This window comes from Phreatobacter stygius, from assembly GCF_005144885.1.
In the GTDB taxonomy this organism is placed as follows: Bacteria; Pseudomonadota; Alphaproteobacteria; order Rhizobiales; family Phreatobacteraceae; genus Phreatobacter; species Phreatobacter stygius.
In genome coordinates this window covers 2581083-2603729 of record NZ_CP039690.1, presented here as the reverse complement: position 1 = coordinate 2603729, position 22647 = coordinate 2581083, and the positions used below count along the sequence as shown (strand labels likewise).

17 protein-coding genes are annotated in these 22647 nt (G+C 67.4%); 7 read left to right on the top strand and 10 right to left on the bottom strand.

Going from position 1 to position 22647, the window contains the following annotated elements; genetic code table 11:
* Nucleotides 1-123 precede the first annotated feature (123 nt).
* On the bottom strand, nucleotides 124-1737 hold the full coding sequence (locus tag E8M01_RS11945; RefSeq protein ID WP_136960324.1) for an ABC transporter substrate-binding protein: 1614 nt from the start codon (nucleotides 1735-1737) through the stop codon (nucleotides 124-126).
* Nucleotides 1738-1975: 238 nt separating this feature from the next.
* Here E8M01_RS11945 and addB point away from each other — a divergent pair, with 238 nt between their 5' ends.
* The gene (addB, locus tag E8M01_RS11940) at nucleotides 1976-5071 is read left to right on the top strand and encodes a double-strand break repair protein AddB (protein WP_136960323.1); all 3096 of its coding nucleotides are present in this window, start codon (nucleotides 1976-1978) and stop codon (nucleotides 5069-5071) included.
* Entirely contained in the window at nucleotides 5068-8514 is a 3447-nt protein-coding gene (gene addA, locus E8M01_RS11935) for a double-strand break repair helicase AddA (RefSeq protein ID WP_136960322.1), read from the top strand. Before addB ends, addA begins: the two co-directional genes overlap by 4 nt.
* Here the strand turns inward: addA and olsA are convergent, their stop codons facing one another.
* The 5 genes from olsA to acuI all read right to left on the bottom strand — a co-directional run bounded on the left by olsA (nucleotide 8515) and on the right by acuI (nucleotide 13011).
* Nucleotides 8515-9396, bottom strand: a complete 882-nt coding sequence (gene olsA, locus E8M01_RS11930) for a lyso-ornithine lipid O-acyltransferase (protein ID WP_136960321.1) — start codon at nucleotides 9394-9396, stop codon at nucleotides 8515-8517. It lies immediately after the preceding gene.
* Nucleotides 9383-9760: a Fur family transcriptional regulator gene (locus E8M01_RS11925; RefSeq protein ID WP_136964581.1), complete on the bottom strand. Its 378-nt coding sequence runs from the start codon at nucleotides 9758-9760 to the stop codon at nucleotides 9383-9385. The genes olsA and E8M01_RS11925 overlap by 14 nt, the downstream gene beginning before the upstream one ends.
* A gap of 116 nt (nucleotides 9761-9876) precedes the next feature.
* On the bottom strand, nucleotides 9877-11244 hold the full coding sequence (locus tag E8M01_RS11920) for a TAXI family TRAP transporter solute-binding subunit (protein ID WP_170181873.1): 1368 nt from the start codon (nucleotides 11242-11244) through the stop codon (nucleotides 9877-9879).
* A gap of 115 nt (nucleotides 11245-11359) precedes the next feature.
* The gene (locus E8M01_RS11915; RefSeq protein ID WP_136960319.1) at nucleotides 11360-11935 is read right to left on the bottom strand and encodes a hypothetical protein; all 576 of its coding nucleotides are present in this window, start codon (nucleotides 11933-11935) and stop codon (nucleotides 11360-11362) included.
* Nucleotides 11936-12024: 89 nt separating this feature from the next.
* Entirely contained in the window at nucleotides 12025-13011 is a 987-nt protein-coding gene (gene acuI, locus E8M01_RS11910) for an acrylyl-CoA reductase (NADPH) (protein ID WP_136960318.1), read from the bottom strand.
* A gap of 210 nt (nucleotides 13012-13221) precedes the next feature.
* Here acuI and E8M01_RS11905 point away from each other — a divergent pair, with 210 nt between their 5' ends.
* Nucleotides 13222-13599, top strand: coding sequence for a VOC family protein (locus E8M01_RS11905; RefSeq protein ID WP_136960317.1), 378 nt, complete (start codon nucleotides 13222-13224; stop codon nucleotides 13597-13599).
* A 16-nt stretch (nucleotides 13600-13615) separates the two neighbouring features.
* On the opposite strand, the gene E8M01_RS11900 is transcribed toward E8M01_RS11905, so the two are convergent.
* Nucleotides 13616-14614 carry a mycofactocin-coupled SDR family oxidoreductase gene (locus tag E8M01_RS11900; protein WP_136960316.1) on the bottom strand — a complete coding sequence of 333 codons (999 nt, stop codon included), beginning with the start codon at nucleotides 14612-14614 and terminating at the stop codon, nucleotides 13616-13618.
* Nucleotides 14615-14740: 126 nt separating this feature from the next.
* Between E8M01_RS11900 and E8M01_RS11895 the strand changes: the two genes are divergently transcribed.
* A complete protein-coding gene (locus tag E8M01_RS11895) occupies nucleotides 14741-15634 on the top strand; it encodes a LysR family transcriptional regulator (RefSeq protein ID WP_136960315.1) in 894 nt (297 codons plus the stop codon).
* Nucleotides 15635-15779: 145 nt separating this feature from the next.
* Nucleotides 15780-16493 (top strand): RadC family protein, encoded by a 714-nt coding sequence (gene radC / locus E8M01_RS11890; protein WP_136960314.1) that lies wholly within the window; start codon nucleotides 15780-15782, stop codon nucleotides 16491-16493.
* 34 nt (nucleotides 16494-16527) lie between these two features.
* Here the strand turns inward: radC and E8M01_RS11885 are convergent, their stop codons facing one another.
* From E8M01_RS11885 to E8M01_RS35040, 3 genes are all read right to left on the bottom strand, one after another.
* The gene (locus E8M01_RS11885; protein ID WP_136960313.1) at nucleotides 16528-17862 is read right to left on the bottom strand and encodes an NAD(P)/FAD-dependent oxidoreductase; all 1335 of its coding nucleotides are present in this window, start codon (nucleotides 17860-17862) and stop codon (nucleotides 16528-16530) included.
* Between the two features lie 267 nt (nucleotides 17863-18129).
* Nucleotides 18130-19440, bottom strand: a complete 1311-nt coding sequence (gene oxlT, locus E8M01_RS11880) for an oxalate/formate MFS antiporter (protein ID WP_136960312.1) — start codon at nucleotides 19438-19440, stop codon at nucleotides 18130-18132.
* A gap of 188 nt (nucleotides 19441-19628) precedes the next feature.
* Nucleotides 19629-19766, bottom strand: a complete 138-nt coding sequence (locus E8M01_RS35040) for a hypothetical protein (protein ID WP_170181872.1) — start codon at nucleotides 19764-19766, stop codon at nucleotides 19629-19631.
* 296 nt (nucleotides 19767-20062) lie between these two features.
* Here E8M01_RS35040 and E8M01_RS11875 point away from each other — a divergent pair, with 296 nt between their 5' ends.
* Together E8M01_RS11875 and oxc are read left to right on the top strand one after the other, a co-directional pair.
* On the top strand, nucleotides 20063-20731 hold the full coding sequence (locus E8M01_RS11875) for a GntR family transcriptional regulator (protein WP_136964580.1): 669 nt from the start codon (nucleotides 20063-20065) through the stop codon (nucleotides 20729-20731).
* A gap of 76 nt (nucleotides 20732-20807) precedes the next feature.
* Nucleotides 20808-22559, top strand: coding sequence for an oxalyl-CoA decarboxylase (gene oxc / locus E8M01_RS11870; RefSeq protein ID WP_136960311.1), 1752 nt, complete (start codon nucleotides 20808-20810; stop codon nucleotides 22557-22559).
* Nucleotides 22560-22647 lie beyond the last annotated feature (88 nt).

Below are 22647 nucleotides of genomic sequence, written 5' to 3'. Positions count from 1 at the left end.
AATTGATGGGCCGGCCCTCTTCAGGCCCTCACCCGGGTCCTGACGGACCCACCTTCTCCCGCAAGCGGGCGAGGGTTTACGGACACCGCGCGTTTCGCTTCATCCCCATTCGCTATTCGCCCCTTACCCCAACGTCGTCAGATCCTGGAACCAGTGCTGGGCCTGGGTATAACCGCCGACCCTCGGGCCGGTGACATGCGGATTGGTGTCGTGCACCACCCAGACCAGCAGGGCGTCGTCGACGATCCTTTCATGGACCCTGGCCATCAGCGCGTCCTGTTCGGCCACATTGGTCGACAAAAGGGCCGCGTCGATCAGCTTGTCGACCTCCGGGTTCTTGTAGTGCCCCCAGTTCACGCCGGTCGGCGAGACCTGGTTGGAGTGGAAGAAGCGGATGAAGGCGTAGAGCGGGTCGGAGGTGACATAGGCGACATTGTTGGCGGTGATGCCCTTCAGCGAGTCATGGGCCGCGCCCTGGCGCCAGGCGGTGTAGAGCGGCTCGAGCTCGACCACCTTGAAATCGATGTCGATGAAAGCCTCCTTGAACATCTGCTGGACCAGCTCGTTCATCGGCAGCGACAACATCTGGCCGGAGCCGGAGCTTGCGATGATGAACTGGGTCTTCAGCGGGCTGGCGGCCGAATAGCCGGCTTCGGTCATCAGCTTGCGTGCGGCGTCGACGTCATATCTCAGCGCGAAGGCCGGCTTGCCGAACCAGGGACTGGTCCGGTCGACCTGGCCATAGGCCGGCTTGGCGAGGCCGCCGAGCAGTTCGACCACGGAGGCGCGGTCGATCGCCAGATTGGCGGCCTTGCGGGTGCGGATGTCGGTCCAGGGCGAGCCGGGCAAGGTCGAGAGATGATAGTTCCAGACATGCGGCGTGACATTGTCGACCAGCTTGAAGCCGGCCTGCTTCAACCGCGGCATGACGTCGGGGGCCGGCGCCTCGATCATGTCGATCGAGCCTGACAGCAGCGCATTGGTGCGGGTGATGGTTTCGGGCAGGCAGGACAGGATGATCCGGTCGGCCTTGGCCAGCCGGCTCTTGTCCCAATAATCGGCATTGCGGACGAGTTCGCAGAGCTCGCGAGGGACGAGACGGGCAAGCTTGAACGGCCCGGTGCCTGACGGCGCGCTGGCAAAACGCTGCCAGTCGCGGCCGACCTTTTCATATTGCGCCGGGCTCGACACCAGGAACCACAACATCTGATAGGGGAAGAACGAATCGATGGTCTTGGTGGTCACCTCGACCGTCATGGCGTCGAGCTTGCGCCAACTGGCGACCGAAGGCAGCCGGGCACGCACCTGGGACGACTGGCGCTGGTCGAAATGCGGCGCCTGGTTGCTCAGGACCTTGTCGAAATTCCAAACCACGGCATCGGCGTCGAAAGCCGAACCATCATGGAATTTCACGCCCGGCCTCAGCTTGAACAGCCATTTCCTGGCATCCGCCGGGTCGATCGCCCATTCGGTCGCGAGCCCCGGCACGAGCTTGCCCGGCCGGTCCGCGACATTCATTTCCCAGGCCACCAGGGGATCGTAGAGCGTATAGCCGGTGAACTGGTAACCGCCGGCGCCGCGGTCCGGCTGGCCGGTGGTCTGCGGGATGTCGGCCATCGAGATGCCGTAACGAATCACCCGTTCCTGGGCCTGCGCCGGAAAGACCACTCCGCCCGCCAGGGCCGCGGCGGCGCTGCTCTTCAGAAAATCACGACGGTCGAGACCGGAGAACGGCATGGTCCTATCCTCGATATCCTGGGGTTCGGACAAGGCTAGCCCGCATGTTCCGGCTGTCGAGACGAAGATAGTGGCGGGAAATGACCGTTGGTTGGGCACGATCACCCCGGAATCGCAGGCCGGGGAACGGACATGGCATGCCACATGCCTAGGCCGGAGGCATGGGACTTTGGTCGGTGCGGCGGCAGCGGTCACTCCAAGGCTTGCCCTTGGGCGTCCGAGGCTGCACGACTGAGCCATGCCGTCGAACCCGCATGTCCTGACGATTCCCGCCTCCAGGCCGCATCTGGCGACCTTGGCGCGGGCTGTCCTCGACGGCCGTGTCATCGCCGGCTGGCCGGACCGGTCCGACCCGCTGTCGCTTGCCGCCGGCACCATCCTCTTGCCCAACCGGCGCGCTTGCCGGGCCATGCACGACGCCTTCCTGGCGGTCGCCTCGGACCAGGCCATGCTGCTGCCGCGCATCGCACCGATCGGTGACATCGACGAAGACGAATGGGATTTCGCCGACCCGGATCCGCTCGATACGCTCGGCATCGACGCCATCGGGCCGGCCATGGCCTCGCTCGACCGGCGGCTGACGCTTGCCGGCCTGGTGCGCGCCTGGGCGGCCAGCGTCGACCGGGCGGTGATGAAGCTGTCGGCCGCCGATCCGCTGATCGTCTCGACTTCGACCGGAGATGCCCTGGCGCTCGCCGCCGATCTGATGCGGCTGATGGACCAGGTCGAGACCGAGCGCGTGCCCTGGTCCAATCTCGACCGGATCGTCGAGACCGGCCTCGACACGTTCTGGACCATGACGCGGAGCTTTCTCGGCATTGCGACGGAAGCCTGGCCGGCTCATCTCGCCGCCAACGGGTTGGAGGAGCCGGCGGTTCGCCGCGACCGGCTGATCGCCGCCGAGACGATCCGGCTGGCGGCCTCCCCCGGGCCGATCATTGCGGCCGGCTCGACCGGCTCGATCCTGGCGACCCGCGACCTCCTGAAAGCGATCGCCCACCATCCCAAGGGCGCGCTGATCCTGCCCGGGCTCGACCGGGGTCTCGATGCCGCCTCCTGGGAGGCCATTGGCGGGACCAATGGCCCGGCCTCGCAAGTCCCGACGTCCCACGGCCATCCGCAATTCGGCCTGAAGCGGCTGATCGAACATGTCGGCGTGACGCGCGACGCGGTCGGGGATCTCGCCGGAGCGGACGGCCATGGCCGCGAGACGCTGCTCTCCGAAGCAATGCGCCCGGCCGCGACCACCGAACTCTGGGGCGCCGGCATCCATGCACCGACCGAGGCCATGCTCGACGGACTGACCGTGGTCGAAGCGGCGAACGAGCGCGACGAGGCGCTCGGCGTGGCGCTGGTGCTGCGTGAGATCGCCGAAGATCCCAAGGCCACCGCCGCCCTGGTCACGCCGGACCGGGCGCTGGCGCGCCGGGTGCTCGCCGAACTGTCGCGCTGGAACGTCACCGTCGACGATTCCGGTGGCCGGCCGCTCGCCGGAACGCCGGTGGCGGCGGTCGCCCGCCTGGTCGCCGCGCTGGTCTTCGACGATCCGGCCCCGGCGACATTGCTGGCCTTGATCGCGCATCCCGCGCTGGACCACGGGCTCGATCCGGGTCGCCGCGACCAGGCCATCGCCGCGATCGAGCTGACCACGCTGCGCGGCTTGCGTCCGTCGGGCGGGCTCGACGGCTATCTCGCCAAGCTCGACAAGGTCATGCCGTCGGCTTCGCCGCGGCCCGCCGATGCAGCGAGCCGGGTGAGCGCCGAGGCGCTCGCCGACGGGCGCGCTCTGCTCGGCCGGATTGTCGCGGCTCTGGCGCCGCTGATGGCGCTGAACCAGGCCAGCGAGACGCCACTGGCCGCCTTTGCCGCCAGCCATGGGGCGGTTTTGGATGCGCTCCACCTCGACGCCGAGGCGCAAGGCGGCGAGGAGATCGCCTCGGTGCTGGCCAAGGCGAGCGGCGCGACGGCGGCGTCTTTCGCTTTGCCGCCGGGCGATTATTGCAGCGTCTTCGACGCCTTGATCGCCACCGAGACGGTTCGTGTTCCGGCGCGGCCCGGCGCGCGCATCCGCGTCCTCGGCCTGCCCGAAGCCCGTCTGCTCGATGCCGGCACTGTGGTGCTGGCCGGGCTGGTCGAGGGCTCCTGGCCGGGTGAGGCCAAGCTCGATCCCTGGCTGAACCGGGCCATGCGCACGGCCTTCGGCATCGATCCGCCGGAGCGGCGCATTGGCCTTGCCGCCCACGACTTCTGCCAGCTTCTGGGCAATCGCCGCGTCGTGCTGACGCGCGCGGCCAAGAGCGGCGGGGTGCCGACGGTCAGGTCGCGCTGGCTGCAGCGGCTCGCCGCGGTGCTTGGCGACGACGTCTGGCAGTCGCTCGTCGCCAAGGGCGAAACGGTGCTCGCCCTGGCGCAGCGGCTCGACCGGCCCGCCGTGATCCGGCCCGTCGCCCGGCCGGCGCCGGCGCCACCGCTGGAGCTCAGGCCGGCGCGCTTGCCGGTGACGGCAATCGAAACCTGGCTGCGTGATCCCTATGCCATCTATGCCCAGCACGTGCTGAAGCTCAGCGCGCTCGACAATCTCGACGAGGTTCCGGGCGCCGCCGAGCGCGGCACGGTGATCCATGGCGTGCTGGCGGCCTTTACCCAGGAGGTGCAGGCCAAGGGCTTCGCCGCCGATCCGGTCGGCCGCCTCGTGGCGCTCGGGCGCGACCATTTCGCACCCTATTGGGACGATCCCTCGGTCAGGGCCATCTGGTGGCCGCGCTTCCTCCGCATCGCGCAATGGTTCGCGGCCGAGGACCAGTCGCGCCGCGCCGACCTCATCGACGTCCATGCCGAGATCAAGGGCCGGCTGGAATGGGAAACGCCGGCCGGCCGGCGCTTCGTGCTCACCACGTCGGCCGATCGCATCGACATCCGCAAGGACGGCATGGCGGAGATCGTCGATTACAAGACCGGCCAGCCGCCGAGCGCCAACCAGGTTCAATCCGGGCTGGCACCACAATTGGCGCTGGAAGCCGCGGTGCTGAAAGCCGGCGGCTTTTTTGGCGTGCCGGCCGATACGCCGATCGGCGCGCTGGTCTATGCCAAGCTCGGCGGGCGCGATCCCGCCGGCGAATTCCTGCCCGTCCGCATGGCCGACAAGAGCGCCGACGAGCTGGTGGTCGAGACCATCACCCGCCTGCGCGAACTGGTCGCAGCCTTTGAAAATCCGGCCCAGGGCTATCTGTCCTGGGCGATCCCGCAATTCGTCGGCGGGCGTTCCAACGACTATGCCCATCTCGCCCGGGTCAAGGAATGGTCGGCCGCCGGCGGTGGGGGAGACGGCGAATGAGCCGCGCGATCGTCGCTCCGCCCGACGCTGCCATCGCACAGCGCAAGGCCTCCGATCCGCTGATCTCGGTCTGGGTCGCGGCCAATGCCGGCTCGGGCAAGACCTATGTGCTGGCGCGCCGCGTGGTGCGGCTGATGCTGGAAGGCACGCCGCCCGGCGCAATCCTCTGTCTGACCTTCACCAAGGCGGCGGCCGCGACCATGGCGAACCGGGTCTTCGCCATGCTTGGCGAATGGACCGGGCTCGACGACCAGAGGCTCGGCGCGGCGCTCCTGGATCTCGACGGTATCAGGCCGAGCGCCAGGCGGATCATCCGGGCGCGGCGGCTGTTCGCCGAAGCCCTGGAGACGCCCGGCGGCCTCAAGGTTCAGACCATTCACGCCTTTTGCGAGCGCGTGCTGCACCAGTTCCCGTTCGAGGCCAATGTCGCCTCGCAGTTCACCGTGATGGACGACCGCGGCAAGGCCGAAACGGTGGAGCGGGCCAAGCTCGCCGTGCTCCTGAAGGCAGCGGCCGATCCGCAGGGCCGCCTCGGCCGGGCGCTGGCGTCCTTGTCGGTGGCGGCCGCCGACCAGACGGTCACCGAGCTCCTGTCCGAAGCGGTCAATGCGCGTGACGCGGTGCTCGGCCAGATCAAGACCGAAGCGGATTTCGGTCGCGCCATGGCAGCGCTCGGCGAGACGCTCGGGGTGTCGCCGGCCGATAGCGAGGCGAGCCTTGCCGCCGAGGCGCTCGGTGCGGCGCTCGTGCCGCCGTCGGAATGGCTGTCGGTCGCGGCGACGCTCGAGCAGCTCTCGACGAAAGCCACGGAACGGGACATTGCGGCGCGGCTGCGCCAGGCGGCGAAAGATCCGGCCCTGTTCATCGAGCACTACCGGGCGATCTTCTTCACCAAGGAAGGGGACCTCAGAAAGACCATCCTCACCAAGGCCGTCCGCGACGCGGAGCCGGCGCTCGCCGGCCGCTTCGATCGGGAACAGGAGCGCCTCGGTCTGCTGTTGCGCCGGCAAAAGGCCGCTGCACTGCGCGATCGCACCGCCGCCTTGCTGACGCTCGCGGAGGCCGTCCTGACCCGGGTCGAAGCTGAGAAAGCGGCGCGCGGCGCGCTCGATTTCGACGATCTGGTCGGCAAGACCCGCGCCCTGTTCGCCCGCGTCGATGCCCGCTGGATCCTCTACAAGCTCGACCAGGGCATCGACCATATCCTGGTCGACGAAGCCCAGGACACCAGCCCCGGGCAATGGGAACTGGTCAGCGCGCTGGTCGCCGAATTCACCGATGGGGAAGGCGCGCGCGACACGGCGCGAACCCTGTTCGTCGTTGGCGACGAGAAGCAGTCGATCTATTCGTTCCAGGGCGCCGACCCCGCCTGGTTCACCGACATGCGGCTGAAATTCGCTCGGGCGTTCGGACAGGCCGGCAAACCGTTCGAGCAAGTCCGGCTGAACTTCTCGTTCCGCTCGACGCCGGTCGTGCTCGGCGCGGTCGATCGGGTGTTCGACGACCCGGCCACGCGCCGCGGCCTCTCGGCCGACCAGGGGTCGCTGGCGCCGCACGAAGCCGCGCGGCGCGCGGCGCCGGGCATCGTCGAGCTCTGGCCGCCGATCGAAAAGCAGGAGGCCGAGGATCGTTCGCCCTGGACCGCACCGCTCGATGCCATGGAAATCTCCGATCCGGTGGCGCGGCTTGCCGGCCGGATCGCCGGTCACATCCGCATCTGGCTCGACCGGCGCGACCGCCTGCCGGACAAGGACAAGCCGATCGCGCCCGGCGACATCCTGATCCTGGTGCGGCGGCGCGGCGCCCTGTTCGACCAGGTGATCCGAGCCCTGAAGAACCAGAACGTGCCGGTGGCCGGCGCCGATCGTCTGATCCTCGGCGAACATATCGCGGTCATGGACCTGATGGCGCTGGCCGACTGCCTGCTGACGCCGGATGACGACCTGTCGCTCGCCACCGTGCTGAAGAGCCCGCTGGTCGGCCTCGGCGAGGACGAACTCATGGCGCTGGCAGCCAGACGTCCCGGGTCGCTCTGGGCGGCGGTTCAGGCGACCGGCCTTGCCTTTGCGCAGCAGATCCGGCGCTGGCGCGACGAGGCGCTGGTTCTGACGCCAGCCAGCTTTTTCGCCCAGGTGCTGGCGCGCGACGGCGGCCGGGCACGCATCCTGGCCCGCCTCGGCTTCGAGGCGGCGGATGCCATCGATGAGTTCCTGTCCCTGGCGCTGGCCTTCGAGGCGAGCGACATCCCGACACTGCGCGGTTTCCTGACCTATATGCGGGCGAGTGCCACGGAGGTGAAACGCGACATGGATCTCGGCCGCAACGAGGTGCGCGTCATGACCGTGCATGGCGCCAAGGGCCTGGAGGCGGATATCGTCATCCTGGCCGATACGATGAGCAAGCCGGGCGGCCAGTTCGACCCGAAACTGTTCAAGATCGCACCTGGCGCCGGACCGGAAGGCGCGGTGCCACATCTGGTCTGGTCGCCGTCGAAAAAGGCCGATGTCGAGGTCGTGGCCGCGGCGCGGGACCATCACCGCGACCGCCAGGCGCAGGAATATCGCCGGCTGCTCTATGTCGCCATGACGCGCGCGGCCGACAAGCTGATCATCTGCGGCGCGAAGCCCGTCCGGGGGTCGACCGATGCCTGGTACGACATGATCGCCCAGGCGCTGCACGAAAAAGCGGTCGAGCAACCGGCCGATGATGGGGACGGCACGGTCAAGCGCTGGCTCTTGGGCCAAGCCGACCTGGCGGCTGCCGCCGCGCCGGCCGTGGAAACCCTCGCTGCCGAGGTCGAACCGGCCTGGCTCCGGCGCCCCGCGCCGGCGGTCGCGATCCCGCCTCGGCCGGTGACGCCGTCCGGGATGCATGTCGATTCCGGCAAGGGCCGGCGCCTGCCGTTCTCGCCCGATGCCGTGGCGGCCCGCGAAGCCGCGCTGAAGCGCGGCACGCTGACCCATCGCCTGCTGCAATCCTTGCCCGATGTCGCGCGCGACAAGCGCGAGGAGGCGACCTGGCGGTTCCTGGCACGCCAGACGTCGATCGACGAGGAGGGGCGGCAGGCGATCGCGGCAAGCGTTGCGGCGATCCTCGCGGACCCGCGCTTCGGGCCGCTGTTCACCGCGGCGAGCCGCGCCGAAGTGCCGATCGCCGGAACCCTGAATGGCCGGCCAGTGTCCGGACAGATCGACCGGCTGGTGATCGAGACCGGCCGGATCGTCATCGCGGATTTCAAGACCAACGACCCGGCGCCGCGCCAGCTGGCGGAGGTGCCGGAGAGCTATGTGACGCAGCTCGCGCTCTATCGCGCGCTGCTGGCGCGGATCCATGACGACCGCCCGATCGAGGCCTGGCTGGTCTGGACCGCCGTGCCCGACATCATGGTCGTGCCGGACGACGCCCTTGCCGCGGCGCTGGCGCGCGAAGGCCTTACGCCCTGATCAGAGCGAGGAGAGCGGCGGCAGGCTGTCATCCTTGCCGGTCAATGCCGCCGCGTGCAGGCCGCGGACGCGCGCCTCGAGGTAATGGGCGATCGCCTTGCGGTCGGCGCTCGGATCGAACGGCACGGGATTACCGAAGATGACGTCGACATCGACGGCGCCGTCCTTGAGCAGGGCCCAGGCATGGGGGATCATGGCGATGTCGCCGGACCAGGAAATGCGCGGGCGATGCTGGCGGCCGGCCGGCAGGCCGTTGATGCGCCGATAGGCCAGCGCGATCGGCTGGATCCAGACGCTCTCGCCGGTGGCCCGCGCCAGGCTCTCGGCCGCGCCGATGAGGGCGCCGCGGAATTTCAGGATGCGATTGCCGTCCGACGAGGTGCCTTCGGCGAACAGCACGACCGGCTCGCCCTCGCGCATCCGCTCGATCATTTCATCGGCGGTCTTGGGCGTCGCGTGGCGCCGGTCGCGATCGACAAAGATCGAACGCTGGAGCTTGGCGAGATAACCGAAGACCGGCCAGGTGGCGACCTCGGACTTGGCGACGAAGGAAACCGGCGCCAGCGAGCCGAGCACCATGATGTCGACCCAGGTCACGTGGTTCGGCACATAAAGCACCGGGCGATGGGTGGTCGGCTCGCCGCGCACGGTCACCTTGGTGCCGAGCGCCACCAGAACGACCCGGTGGAACAGCATCGGCACGGTATGGCGCAGCGGCAGTTTCAAGGCATGGGCGACCATCTGGACCGGCAGCAGGACGACCGCCGTGGCGATCAGCACGGCCAGCCAGAAGATGGCGCGAACGGTGTCGAACGGGCTCGAGCCTTCCCGGCCGAACTGATCCACCGGCGGCTGGACGGAGGGCAGGTCAGTGCTCGTCATCGAGCGGCACGCAATAGAGCTCGAGGCGATGATCGACCAGCTTGTAGCCGAGCTTGCGGGCGATTTCGGTCTGCAGGCGCTCGATCTCCTCGGACTGGAATTCGACCACCCGTCCGGTGCGCAGATCGATCAGGTGATCATGGTGCGCCTCCGGAATGGTTTCATAACGGGCCCGACCGTCGCCGAAGACGTGACGGGTGATGATGCCCGAATCCTCGAACAGCTTGACCGTCCGATAGACCGTCGACAGCGAGATATTGGTATCGATGGCATTGGCGCGCCGGTGCAGTTCCTCGACGTCGGGATGATCCTCGGCGGAAGAGATGACCCGCGCGATGACCCGCCGCTGATCGGTCATCCGCATGCCCTTGGCAATGCAGGCTTCCTCGATCGAACTGAACGATGTGTCTGACTTCGCCGATGCCACGGAGACCCTCCTTCCACGATGGCCCGAAGCTATAGCGTCACCCGTCTGGTCCGTCACCCCCGCGACGCCACCGGCCGGGCCACGGCCGGGCCGTCGCCGCTCAGGCCGTCGTCCTCGTCGTCATATTCGCTCTGCATGGCCAGCGCCCGGCGGCGGTCGGCCAGCGCGGCGTTGAGCCGGTCGAGGGCCAGCGTCAAGGTGGCGAACCGCCCTTCATCAAAGCCCGGGTCCTTCGACTTCTCGATCGATTCGACAAAGATGTCGTCGGCGCGCTGGGCGATCCGGTCGAGTTCGTCGGGATCGTCGGTGGCGCGGATATCGCGCAACAGGTGCAGGACCTCCGGCAGCCGTCCCGGGTCGACCTCGCGCCGGCCCATGCCGAAATAGCCGGCCAGTGCCGCAATCGCCGAGCCGCCGAGCGAGAGCGCGAAGATCGCGAGGTAGAGATAGTCGCTGTAGAGTTCGAGGAAGGTCTTCTGCTCGCCGGTGAGATAGGCGAGCGCGCCCGGGTGGACCTGCACCGAGGAGCCCTTTTCGGTCTCCGGCACCTCGATGCGAAAGGCCACCGGATGCTGGGTCGCCAGGGCCGGGCGCAGCGTGAACAGCTGCTGGGTGAATTCCGACACCACCGTGTCGGCCAAAGTGCGCCGCGCCACCAGATAGTGCACGACGCCAAGGGTCGGGAAGCTCTCCGGCGGCCGCGGTGGATTGGAGCCGAAGGAGCCGGCGACCACATCGATCGATTCGAGGAAGAAGACCCGGTCGGCCATGGCTTCGGCTTCGCGGATCGGCACCAACGTGATGCGCCCTTCCGGCGCCTCGCGGATCAGCCCGGCCATGGCGTCGGCGACCGGCTTGGCCGAGGCCGGGCCAATGGTCACCAGGGCCTGGATCTTCAGCTTCTTGAAGGCGTCGCCGGCTTCCCACGGCTGGATGTCGAGGAGCCGGACGCTGGAGGGCTGGATGCCGTGCTCGCGCAGGATGGTCTCGACCAGGCGGACGTTGAAACCGGTGCCGCGGCCGACGACGCCGACCGCCTTGCCGGGCAGGTCGGTCCAGCGCTCGATGCCGGAGCTGGCGGGTGCGGCGAGCACTACCGGATTGCGCTGCCAAATCGCCACGGCGAGCGCCGAGGGCGGGAAGGCGATGTCGGCGCGCACGACGGCGAGGTCCGCATCGCCGCGATCGATCTTGGCGGCGCTGTCGCTCGGCGAATCCGAGGTGATCAGTTTCAGGCGGACGCTCAAGCGCTCGCGCAACAGCGACAGCCTCAGGGCATCGACAAGCTTGGCTGCCTCGGAGCCGGCCGGGCCAATGGCAAAGGTCAACGTCGTCGGCCGATTGACCCAAAAGGTCGCAAGCGCGGCGCAGCCGACGATGGCGCTGAGAACACCGAAAATAACGAGGCGCGTTCGGGTCATACCGGTCTCACGTTCGGCGCCCATGATGGCCGTTTTGCGATGCAACGACCATCCCTCGCATTGCGGACCGCCAACGGGCCGGCCCGGCCGCAACAATCGGCCACCCGTGTCCGGGTCAGCCGACCGGGCGGGAGACCACGCGGCAGCGCGGGCGGCGGGCCTCGACCAGCACGCCGTAATTTTCGATCGGCGGGTCGCAAACCCGGCATTCCCGCCGCTGCACGACCCGGCCGCCGCGCAGGCGGCGCTCGACGGTCCGGCAATCCGAGCCCTGGTCGGATGGCGGCGGCTGCCTGGTGATCGGCGGCGAAGGCCGGCGTCCCTGCACGGGCTGCGGCTGGAAGCGTGGCTGGACCTGCTCGCCGCGCTGTTGCTGCTGCAGGCTTCTTTGCCACCTCTGCTGATCCTGGATCTGCTGGCGCTGGATCTGCTGCTGCTGCAACTGCTGGGCGTCGCGGTCGCGCTGTTGCTGTTGAAGCTGTTGCTGCTGTTGCAGGATTTGCTGCTGAGGGTCGCCGCTGCCCAGCGGCAGGCCGAGCGGACCGCCGGGCGTGGCCGGGTCGCCGGGGATGCGGACCTGCGCCATGGCGTGCCGGGTCAACCCCAGGCCGGGCAATCCCAAACCGGACAGTCCCAAGCCGAGCCCGGCCAGAAGGAAACAATGCACGACTGTTCGGCGCAACGGCATCATGATCCTGTCCTTACCTCGACATCTGTTGCGAGCCGAACCGGCTCGCAACAGCAATATTTGGTGCGGCTTTCAGGATTCGGCGGGTTGGCTCAATCAATCGTGACGACAACCCGGCCGCGAATGCGTCCCTCGATGATCGCCTGACCAGCCTCGATGACGCTCTCGAGCGGGATGGTCGAGGTGATGGTGGCGAGCTTCTCCCGATCGAGATCGCGCGCCAGCCTGGACCAGGCCTCGAGCCTCAGCGTTTTCGGCGCCATCACCGAATCGACGCCGAGCAGCGACACGCCGCGCAGGATGAAGGGTGCCACGGTGGTCGGCAGGTCCATGCCCTGGGCGAGGCCGCAGGCCGCGACCGCGCCGCCGTAACGGGTCATGGCGAGCACATTGGCGAGGGTGTGCGAGCCGACCGAATCGACACCGCCGGCCCAGCGTTCCTTGGCGAGCGGCTTGGCCGGGCCCGACAATTCGGCACGATCGATGATCTCGGCCGCGCCGAGCGCGGTGAGATAGCTGGCCTCCTGCGGCCGGCCGGTGGAGGCGATGACGTGGTAGCCGAGCTTGGCGAGCAGCGCGGTGGCGACCGAGCCGACGCCACCGGCGGCGCCGGTTACCACCACCGGCCCCCGGTCCGGCCGGATGCCGTGGCGTTCCAGCGCCATGACGCAGAGCATGGCGGTGTAACCGGCAGTGCCGACCGCCATGGCTTCGGCAGACGACAACCCGGCGGGCAGCGGCACCAGCCAGTCACCCTTGACCCGGGTCTTTTCGGCGAAGGCGCCGAGATGGGTCTCGCCGGTGCCCCAGCCATTGAGGATGACGGCGTCGCCGGGCTTGAAATCGGCATGGCTCGAGGTCTCGACCACGCCGGCGAAGTCGATGCCGGGGATCATCGGGAAGCGCCGGATCACCGGCGCCTTGCCGGTCAGCGCCAGGCCGTCCTTGTAGTTGAGCGTCGAATGCGAGACGCGGACGGTGACATCGCCGTCCATCAGGTCGTTTTCGTCGAAGGTCGACAGCGCGGCCGTCGTGCCGGTCTCGCCCTTGGTCACCACCACCGCCTTGAACGTGCCCATCGCAAACGTCTCCTCATTCCATCGGCGCCAAAGTCGTCTGCCGGCGCCGCGAGGGCAAGGGCTTTCAACCCCTGTCGATGGGATGAGCATGGCGGCGATTCGGGCATGGCTGGACGCGGCGTGCTGCCATGCGGCGGCCGTGCGGTTGCGTGTCGCCGCGCGGTGACCGACGATATCGGCCAATGTCATGGCGTTTGTCGGAGACCGAACATGGCCAAGGTGACAGGCATTGGCGGGCTGTTCTTTCGCGCCCGCGACCCCAAGGCATTGGCTGCCTGGTACGAGACCCATCTCGGGATCGACGATATCGCCAGGAGCGTCTGGAGCCAGACTGCCGGCCCGACGGTGTTTTCGCCCTTCGCCGAGGACACCGCCTATTTCGGCCGGGCGGCGCAACAGTGGATGGTCAATTTCCGGGTCGACGATCTCGACCGGATGATGGCCGACCTGAAGGCCGCCGGCATCGCGACCGAGACCCGCGCGGAATGGGACTCCGAGGTTGGCCGTTTCTGCCGCATCCATGATCCGGAAGGCAATCCGATCGAGCTGTGGCAGCCCGCCGCGTCGATGCCCGATCCGGCGCGCTGAGCGGTTTCGACAACCCTCAGGCCGTGTAGCGGGCATTGCTTCCGGCGCCGACGTCGACCGCGCCGCCGGTCAGGTAACGGGCTTCGTCGGAAGCCAGAAACAGCACGGCGCCGGCGACGTCGTCCGGGCTGACCCAAGGCACCGGCAGGGCGTGTGTCCGGAGCATCAGCTCGATCATGTCGGCATTCGTCGGCAGCCGGCCGAGCTCCGGCAAGGCCGACCGATATTGGCCATTGGGACTGCGGAACATCGGGGTATCGACCGCGGTCGGACAGACGGCATTGATCCGGACATTGGATCTGCCGAGTTCGAGAGCGGCCGATTTGACCAGGCCGATCAGCCCCCATTTGCTGGCGCAATAGGCGCTGACATCGGCAAAACCGGCGCGTCCGCCGACCGAGGCGATCGCCACGATCCGTCCGTCCTGCCGCTCGATCATGGGCGGCAGCACGGCCCGAATGGTATTGGCCGCGCCGGTCAGGTTGATGTCGATGACATCGCCCCACTGGCGATCGGTCATCGCCGCGAGCGATCCCCACATGCCGATGCCGGCATTGACGACGGCGACATCGAGCCTGCCGAGATCGCGCAGGGTTCGGGCAACCGCTTCACGCAGGCCCGGCAGGTCGCGGACGTCGGCGCGGATGGACAAGCAATGCCGGCCGGTTGCCGCCACCAGGCGCGCCGTTTCTTCGAGATCGGCCGGGGTTGCCGCCGGATATTGCGTGACGCTTGCAATCGGTGCGGCAATGTCGAGGGCAACGATATCGGCGCCTTCGCGGGCGAGCAGGACGGCGCTGGCGCGGCCGATGCCGCGCGCCGCGCCAGTGACCAGGGCGACCTTTCCCTGCATTCGGTTTCGCGTCGGGTTCGATGAAGCCGTGGCCGGCCCGCCGGATTCAGCCGCAACCGGCGCGCCGGCCAGCGGGGCGACCGCGAAACCTGCGGCAATCGGTGCGGCGAGCAGCGTCGCGCGCCTGCTGAGCCGTGGGTCGTTCTGTCGGCTGTCGGGCATGGCGGGCTCCCAGGCAGGATAAGGGTCAGGCGCGATGTCTGGGTCGCGCTGCCGGAGACCATGCGTCAGGTTCCTAATGCTAAAAAACCGGCTATATCCTTCCAGGCTATTCGGGAAATCCTCATAATGCGGTTGGACCAGCTCAGCGGCCTGATTGCCTTTCTCAAGGTGGCGGAGACGAAGAGTTTCACCCGCGCGGCGGCTGAACTCGGCGTATCGCCGCCGTCCCTGAGCGAGGCGGTGCGCGGGCTGGAGGCGCGCCTGGGTGTCCGGCTGCTCAATCGCACCACCCGCAGCGTCGGCCTGACCGAAGCGGGCGCGGCCTATCTCGATCGGGTCGGGCCGGCGGCGGAAGAAATTCTGACGGCCGGCGCCGCGCTGAAGGAAACCCGGGATCATCCGGCCGGACTGCTGCGCATCAGCGTGCCCTGGATCGCCGGCCCGCTCCTGATGGAACCCTTGATGACGCCGTTCCTCAAGGCCTATCCGGACGTGAAGCTCGACCTTGTCTTCGATGACGGCTTCGTCGACCTGGCGGCCGAAGGCTTCGATGCCGGCATACGCATCGGCGAATTGCTGGAACAGGACATGATCGCGGTGCGCGTCAGCGCTGCGCTTCGCACCGCCGTCGTGGCGAGCCCTGATTACCTGGCCCGCCACGGAACGCCGGCACGGCCGGCCGATCTGGATGGCCATGCCTGCATCGCCTACCGGCTCGCCTCGAACCGCGCGATCGCGCCCTGGGATTTCGTCGTGGACGGGCGTGACATTGCCTATAGGCCCGATCCGCGGCTGTCGGCCAACACCATGCCGCTGATGGTGGATGCTGCCGCCAGGGGCCTTGGCCTGGCCTTCGTCGTCGAGCGGCTGGCGGCCGCCCGGATCGGCGACGCCACGCTGGTCAAGGTTCTGGAGGCCTATTGCCCAGCCTATGATCCCCTTCACATCTATTATCCGAGCCGCCGGCTGACGCCGCCGAAGCTCAGGGCTTTCGTCGACTTCGCGCGATCCCGCCGATAGTGGGTCCAAGGACGGCACAGGCATCGCCGGCCTGCCGTGGCTTGGCAGCCCATGACCACGGCCCGCGTCGGGGCCATCCGTATTCGACCGGAACACAGCAAAGGCGCGGGGTCGATTAGCGTTCGGTCGAGGGATCCGCGCGCCAATGACCGAGAAGAGCGAAGCAACTTTGCCCGATGCAACCGAGCCGCCGCATTTCCACGGCCATCGGGAGCGGCTGCGCAAGCGCTTCCGCGAGGCCGGCGCCGACGCTTTGGCCGACTACGAACTGATCGAGCTCGTGCTGTTCCGCGCCATTCCCAGGCGCGATGTCAAACCGCTTGCCAAGGCCTTGCTGAAGCGCTTCGGGTCGTTTGCCGAAGTCGCCGCCGCGCCCGAGCTCCGGCTCGCCGAGATCGATGGCATGACCGCCGTGGCGATCACCGAGCTGAAGGTGATCCAGGCGGCGGCCGTGCGTTTCGGCAGGAGCCGGATCGAGCGCCGCCCGGTGCTGTCGTCCTGGTCCAGCGTCATCGACTATTGCCGCTCGGCCATGGCCTTTGCCGAACGCGAGCAATTTCGCGTGCTCTATCTCGACAAGAAGAACGCGCTGATCGCCGACGAGGTACAGGGCGAGGGCACGATCGACCACACGCCGGTCTATCCGCGCGAGGTGCTGAAACGGGCCCTCGAGCTCTCGGCGACCGCGCTGATCCTGGTCCACAACCACCCGTCCGGCGATCCGACGCCGTCGCGCGCCGATATCCTGATGACCCAGCAGATCATCGAGATCGCCAAGCCCCTGGGCGTAGCGGTGCATGACCACATCATCGTCGGCCGCGACGGCCATGTCAGCTTCAAGGGGCTGCAGCTGATCTGAGCGTGGCCAGCGCGGGACCGTGGCGGCCCGCCGTTCAAGGCTCGACCGGCCGGTCCGGCGGATTGCGGCCTTGCGTGATCAGCCGGGCGCTGCGCTGGTTGCGCGCGTGGATCCACAGCCAGTTGACCGCGACCGTCAGCCGGGTGCGCAGGCCGATCAGGAAATAGATATGGGCGATGCCCCAGATCCACCAGGCGAGCGCGCCGCGCAGCTTGATGCGGCCGAAATCGATCACCGCCAGCCGCTTGCCGATCTGCGCCAGGCTGCCGGCATGTTTGTAACGGAAGGCCGCGGGCGCGGCCTCGCCGCGCAGGCGCGCCTTGATGACCTCGGCGACGTAGCGGCCTTGCTGTTTCGCCGCCGGCGCGATGCCGGGGACCGGCTTTCCGTCGGGAGCCGAGATCGTCACCGTGTCGCCAATGGCGAAGATATCGGGACGGCCGGGCACGGTGAGATCCGGGGCAACCATCAATCGCCCGGCCCGGTCGGCTGGAGCGCCGAGCCATTCCGCCACCGGCGAGGCCTTGACGCCGGCCGCCCAGATGATCGTCCTGGCGGCCAGCTGCCGGTCGCCATAAGTGACGCCGTCGGCGGTGCATTCGGAGACCGGCTGGCCAAGGACGACCTCGACGCCGAGCCGTTCGAGCGAGCGCTGCGCATAGGCCGAAAGGTCCTCGGCATAACCCGCCAGCACGCGCGGGCCCGCCTCGATCAGGAAGACACGCGCCTTGTGGGTATCGATGTTGCGGAAGTCCGGCGGCAAGGTGTCGCGGGCGAGTTCAGCGATGGTGCCGGCGAGCTCGACGCCGGTCGGGCCGGCGCCGACGATCACGAAGGTCAGGAGCGCGGCCTGCTGCTCGGGGTCGGTTTCGCGTTCGGCGCGCTCGAAGGCGAGCAGGATGCGGCGGCGGACCGTGGTGGCATCCTCGAGCGTCTTCAGCCCGGGTGCGAAAGGCTCCCATTCGTCATGGCCGAAATAGGCGTGCCGGGCGCCGGTGGCCAGAATCAGCGTGTCGTAGGACAGCCCACCGCCGTCATCGAGCAGCAGCCGGTGCGCATCGGCGTCGACGCCGATCGCGGTGGCCAGCAAGGTCGTGACATCGGGACGCCGGCGCAGAATGCTGCGGATCGGCCAGGCGACCTCGGAGGTCGCCAGCGAAGCTGTGGCGACCTGATAGAGCAATGGCTGGAAAAGATGATGGTTGCGCCGGTCGACGAGGGTGATGGCGACGGGCAGGCCGGACAGCCGCTGGACCGCCTCCAGCCCGCCGAAGCCGCCGCCGACGATTACGACACGGTGCCTTTCCGGCGCGCGGGCGGATGCCGCCGCGTCTGCGGCCTGCGGTTGAACGGCAATCGGTGACGTCATGACGGCGATCCTCCAGCGCATCCGATACCCCGGTTCTCATCGTCGCGCGAAACACGGGTCGCGGCGCTCATGTTCGTCGCTTGCCGAACAAAGCTCGGATGATGTCGACCGGGATAGGGCCAGGCGATATCTAGTCAATATCTCCGATCGTTCAAGTCGGAGTTGCATGAAATCGCGACATCATGCAATCGCAACATCCGGTCGCATAAAAGAAAAGGCCGCGACCCTTGCCGGTCGCGGCCCTCCCGTTCGCCAGGACTGAGGGGATCAGACTGGGCGCATTGCCGGGGTCTCGGGCACCTGCGCCCTGGCCACGACGCCGCGGCGCCAGGGCTTCAGCACGGCGATGGCGAGGAAGGACGCGAGAATGTTCGCCCCCGCCGCGATCAGGAAGACGCCGTCCCAGCTGTTCGAGGTCTGTTGCATGTAGTTGGCGAGCGGCACGAGCAGCGCAGCTGTGCCTTTTGCCGTGTAGAGCAGGCCGGCATTGGTGGCCGCGAATTTGGCGCCGAACGTGTCCGTGCAGGTCGACGGGAACAGCGAGTAGATCTCGCCCCAGGCGAAGAACACGAAGCCCGACAGGAGCACGAACCAGATCGGATCGTGACCCCAGAGATAGAGCATGTAGATGCCGACGCCTTCCATGGCGAAGGCGATGAACATGGTGTTCTCGCGGCCGATATTGTCGGAGACCCAGCCGAAGAACGGGCGCGTCAGGCCGTTCAGCACGCGGTCGATGGTGGCCGCGAAGGTGATCGCCGTCATGGTCACGCCCATCAGCGTCACCGGGATGTTGTCGATCTTGAAGTCGGCGGCGATCGGCTTGAGGTTGGCGGTGATCATCAGGCCGCCGGCGCCGACGATGACGAACATGAAATACATCAGCCAGAAGATCGGCTCGCGCAGCACCTCGGTCGGTTTGTAGTTGCGTCGGGTCTGGATGATGTTGGCGTTGGCGACAACGGTCGGAACCTGGCCGGCGAGCGGCGCGAACAGGAAGAAGGCCATGATGACGACGATGACGCCCTGGCCGATGCCGAAATTGATGAAGGCGGCCTGGAAGCCGGAACCCTCGATCATTGCCTGAATCGGCGCAACCGTGAGCGCCGAGCCGGCGCCGAAGCCGGCCGCGGTGATGCCGGCGGCCAGGCCGCGCTTGTCCGGGAACCACTTCAGGGCGTTGCCGACGCAGGTGCCGTAGACGGCGCCGGCGCCGATGCCGGCAATGACCTGGCCAAGATAGAAGCCGCTGAGCGTCTCGGCATAACCGTTGATGACCCAGCCGATGCCGCAGAGCACGCCACCAAAGATGATGACGATGCGCGGGCCGTATTTGTCGACGAACCAGCCTTCGATCGGCACCAGCCAGGTCTCGAACAACACGAACAGGGTGAACGCCCACTGGATCGCGGCGCGGTCCCAGCCGAATTTCTTCTGGATGTCCGGAACGAAGAAGGTCCAGCCATATTGCAGGTTGGCGATCATCACCATGCAGACGACGCCAATGGCGAGCTGCGTCCAACGGTAGCTATCGCTGACGCGTGGAGCTGCCGCTCCTCCTTGCGCAATATCGTTCATTTCCTACCCCTGATTGTGTTGTCATGGCGACTTGCCGTCACTCACTTGGGGGGAGTTTGGTATATGTTATGCCAGTGCGCAAGACAAAATGGTGCCGAAAAATGCGGCGCCAGCCCTGGCCGTCTCAAACAAAAAGGGAGAGCTTGCGCCCTCCCTCGGTGAATTCGAACAGCCAGCCGAAGGCTGAATCAGAGGCCGAACGGCCCGGTCGCGCCGTTGCGCGCATTGATGACGGCAACATGATCGAGGAAGGCACCGATCGGCGCCCAGAGGCGCTGGGCCAGGCTCGGGCGGCGGCGGTACTGCATGAGAAGTCGGGTCGTCATGTCGGTCTCCAGTCCGATGGGTGATCTCTATCTGGCATGCCAGACACCAGATCGCCATGCGCCATATTGCAACGCAGCTCACAAAATATTGCAACGCACAAGATCAGCGGGCTGCGAAGCCGATTTGCAATGCCATTGACAGGCCGACGACTGGCATGCCACATATCTGGCATACGACGTGCCAAATGTCGCCCAGACCTCTGCGAGGCGCTGTGAAGGTCCAATCGAGCCGAACGTCGACGGAATTCATCCGGACCTCGCTGGCGAGCCGCGGCGACGCGGCCCTGACCATTGAGATGGTCAAGCCGGAGCAGACCTTCAAGCAGCGGGTCTATGCCGATCTGAAGCGCGCGATCACCGAAATGGATCTCTACAGCAGCCCGGAAACCATCTGGCTGGACGAACGCCAGTTGTCCGAGCAGCTCGGGGTCAGCCGCACGCCGGTGCGCGAAGCCCTGACCATGCTGGAGAACGAAGGTTTCGTCCGGCCGATCCCCCGCCGCGGCATCATCGTCATCAAGAAGTCCCTGCGCGAGATCGTCGAGATGATCGAAGCCTGGGCGGCGCTCGAGGGCATGGCGGCGCGGCGCGCCGCCGCCCTGGCGCCGGCCAGGGAGATCGCGAACCTAAGGCTGATCTTCAAGGAGTTCGGCGCGGAACATCAGCCCGCCGATCACCTGGAGGAATATTCCGCCGCCAATATCAGCTTCCATCAGGCGATCATCCAGCTCGGCGGATCGCAGCTGCTCGAGGACCTGACGGCCAACCTGCTGCTGCATGTGCGCGGCATTCGCCGGATCACCATCGGGCGGGCCGAGCGGATCAGCGCATCGATCAAGGATCACGTGGCGATCATCGATGCGATCGAGAGCCGCGATGCCGACCGGGCCGAGCAGCTGTCGCGTCAACATACCCTGGGGCTTGCGGCTTATGTCGAAAGGCACGGCGGGGAATTCTTCGCTTGATCTTTCTCAGGGGCAAGGAAACGGCGCCGTCCCATCCAAGATGGGCGGTGAAGACAAAAACGGGAGGAAAACGCACATGAGCACGGCAACATTAGAGGTCGCGAGCGATGCCTCGGACCAGGCCGACACGGCGCAGGAGCTGACCGACGGCTTTCACCTCCTGATCGACGCGCTGAAGCTCAACGATATCCGCACGATCTATGGCGTGCCGGGCATCCCGATCACCGATCTCGGCCGCATGGCGCAGGCGGCCGGCATCCGCGTCATCTCGTTCCGGCACGAACAGCACGCCGGCAATGCGGCGGCGATTGCCGGCTACCTGACGAAGAAGCCCGGCATCTGCCTGACCGTCTCGGCGCCGGGCTTTCTCAACGGCCTGACGGCGCTGGCCAACGCCACCACCAACTGTTTCCCGATGATCCTGATCAGCGGCTCGTCCGAGCGCGAGATCGTCGACCTGCAGCAGGGCGACTACGAAGAGATGGACCAGCTCGCCATCGCCAAGCCGCTCTGCAAGGCGGCGTTCCGCGTGCTGCACGCGGCCGATATCGGCATCGGCTTGGCCCGCGCGATCCGCGCAGCGGTCTCCGGCCGCCCGGGCGGCGTCTATCTCGACCTGCCGGCCAAGCTGTTCTCCCAGGTCATGAACGCCGAAGCCGGACAAAAGTCGCTGGTCAAGGTCATCGACGCGGCGCCGGCCCAGATCCCCGCGCCTGCCGCGGTCAAACGTGCGCTCGATGTGCTGAAGAGCGCCAAGCGCCCGCTGATCATTCTCGGCAAGGGCGCGGCCTATGCCCAGGCCGATGACGCCGTTCGCGCGCTGGTCGAAAAGAGCGGCGTTCCGTTCCTGCCGATGAGCATGGCCAAGGGGCTTCTGCCCGATACGCACCCGCAATGCGCGGGCGCGGCGCGCTCGACCGTGCTGAAAGATGCCGACGTGGTGATGCTGATCGGCGCCCGCCTGAACTGGCTGCTGTCCCATGGCAAGGGCAAGACCTGGGGCGAGCCCGGATCGAAAAAGTTCATCCAGATCGACATCGAGCCGAAAGAGATGGACAGCAATGTCGAGATCGTCGCGCCGCTGGTCGGCGATATCGGCTCCTGCGTCCAGGCGCTGCTCGACGGCATCGATGGCCAATGGCCGGCACCGCCGGCCGACTGGATCGGCGCCGTCCAATCGAAGCGTGAAGAAAATATCGCCAAGATGGCGCCGCGGCTGATGAAGAACTCGGCGCCAATGGATTTCCACGGCGCGCTGGGTGCGCTCAGGACCATCGTCAAGGAGCGGCCGGACGCCATCCTGGTCAACGAGGGCGCCAATACGCTCGATCTCGCCCGTGGCATCATCGACATGTATCAGCCGCGCAAGCGCCTGGATGTCGGCACCTGGGGCGTCATGGGCATCGGCATGGGCTTCGCCATCGCGGCGGCCATCGAAACCGGCAAGCCGGTGCTGGCGGTCGAAGGCGACAGCGCCTTCGGCTTCTCCGGCATGGAGGTCGAGACGATCTGCCGGTACAACCTGCCGGTTTGCATCGTCATCTTCAACAATAACGGCATCTATCGCGGCACCGACGTCAATCCGACGGGGGGCCCGGACGTGGCGACGACCGTGTTCGTCAAGGACTCGCGCTACGACAAGATGATGGAGGCCTTCGGCGGCGTCGGTGTCCATGCGACGACGCCGGACGAGCTGAGCCGCGCGGTGAACGCGGCGATGGATTCCGGCCGACCGACCCTGATCAACGCCGCGATCGACCCGGGCGCCGGCACCGAGAGCGGCCGCATCGGCAATCTCAATCCACAAAGCGTGGTCCGCAAGAAGTGACGGGCTCGTTCGAGCCGCTTCCTCGACCAACGAGGCGGCGCCGCGGCGCCGCCTTTTTGAAAACCGCAGCGGGCCGAAGCCGCCCCTG

What these genes read in the sequence shown, in the direction of transcription:
- oxlT (WP_136960312.1), bottom strand. Translation starts at nt 19,440, where the DNA reads ATGAACGATATTGCGCAAGGAGGAGCGGCAGCTCCACGCGTCAGCGAT.
- E8M01_RS11875 (WP_136964580.1), top strand. Translation starts at nt 20,063, where the DNA reads ATGGTCAAGCCGGAGCAGACCTTCAAGCAGCGGGTCTATGCCGATCTG.
- olsA (WP_136960321.1), bottom strand. Translation starts at nt 9,396, where the DNA reads ATGACGAGCACTGACCTGCCCTCCGTCCAGCCGCCGGTGGATCAGTTC.
- E8M01_RS11885 (WP_136960313.1), bottom strand. Translation starts at nt 17,862, where the DNA reads ATGACGTCACCGATTGCCGTTCAACCGCAGGCCGCAGACGCGGCGGCA.
- E8M01_RS11925 (WP_136964581.1), bottom strand. Translation starts at nt 9,760, where the DNA reads ATGCGGATGACCGATCAGCGGCGGGTCATCGCGCGGGTCATCTCTTCC.
- E8M01_RS11895 (WP_136960315.1), top strand. Translation starts at nt 14,741, where the DNA reads ATGCGGTTGGACCAGCTCAGCGGCCTGATTGCCTTTCTCAAGGTGGCG.
- E8M01_RS11915 (WP_136960319.1), bottom strand. Translation starts at nt 11,935, where the DNA reads ATGATGCCGTTGCGCCGAACAGTCGTGCATTGTTTCCTTCTGGCCGGG.
- addA (WP_136960322.1), top strand. Translation starts at nt 5,068, where the DNA reads ATGAGCCGCGCGATCGTCGCTCCGCCCGACGCTGCCATCGCACAGCGC.
- E8M01_RS11945 (WP_136960324.1), bottom strand. Translation starts at nt 1,737, where the DNA reads ATGCCGTTCTCCGGTCTCGACCGTCGTGATTTTCTGAAGAGCAGCGCC.
- E8M01_RS35040 (WP_170181872.1), bottom strand. Translation starts at nt 19,766, where the DNA reads ATGACGACCCGACTTCTCATGCAGTACCGCCGCCGCCCGAGCCTGGCC.
- radC (WP_136960314.1), top strand. Translation starts at nt 15,780, where the DNA reads ATGACCGAGAAGAGCGAAGCAACTTTGCCCGATGCAACCGAGCCGCCG.
- addB (WP_136960323.1), top strand. Translation starts at nt 1,976, where the DNA reads ATGCCGTCGAACCCGCATGTCCTGACGATTCCCGCCTCCAGGCCGCAT.
- E8M01_RS11905 (WP_136960317.1), top strand. Translation starts at nt 13,222, where the DNA reads ATGGCCAAGGTGACAGGCATTGGCGGGCTGTTCTTTCGCGCCCGCGAC.
- acuI (WP_136960318.1), bottom strand. Translation starts at nt 13,011, where the DNA reads ATGGGCACGTTCAAGGCGGTGGTGGTGACCAAGGGCGAGACCGGCACG.
- oxc (WP_136960311.1), top strand. Translation starts at nt 20,808, where the DNA reads ATGAGCACGGCAACATTAGAGGTCGCGAGCGATGCCTCGGACCAGGCC.
- E8M01_RS11900 (WP_136960316.1), bottom strand. Translation starts at nt 14,614, where the DNA reads ATGCCCGACAGCCGACAGAACGACCCACGGCTCAGCAGGCGCGCGACG.
- E8M01_RS11920 (WP_170181873.1), bottom strand. Translation starts at nt 11,244, where the DNA reads ATGACCCGAACGCGCCTCGTTATTTTCGGTGTTCTCAGCGCCATCGTC.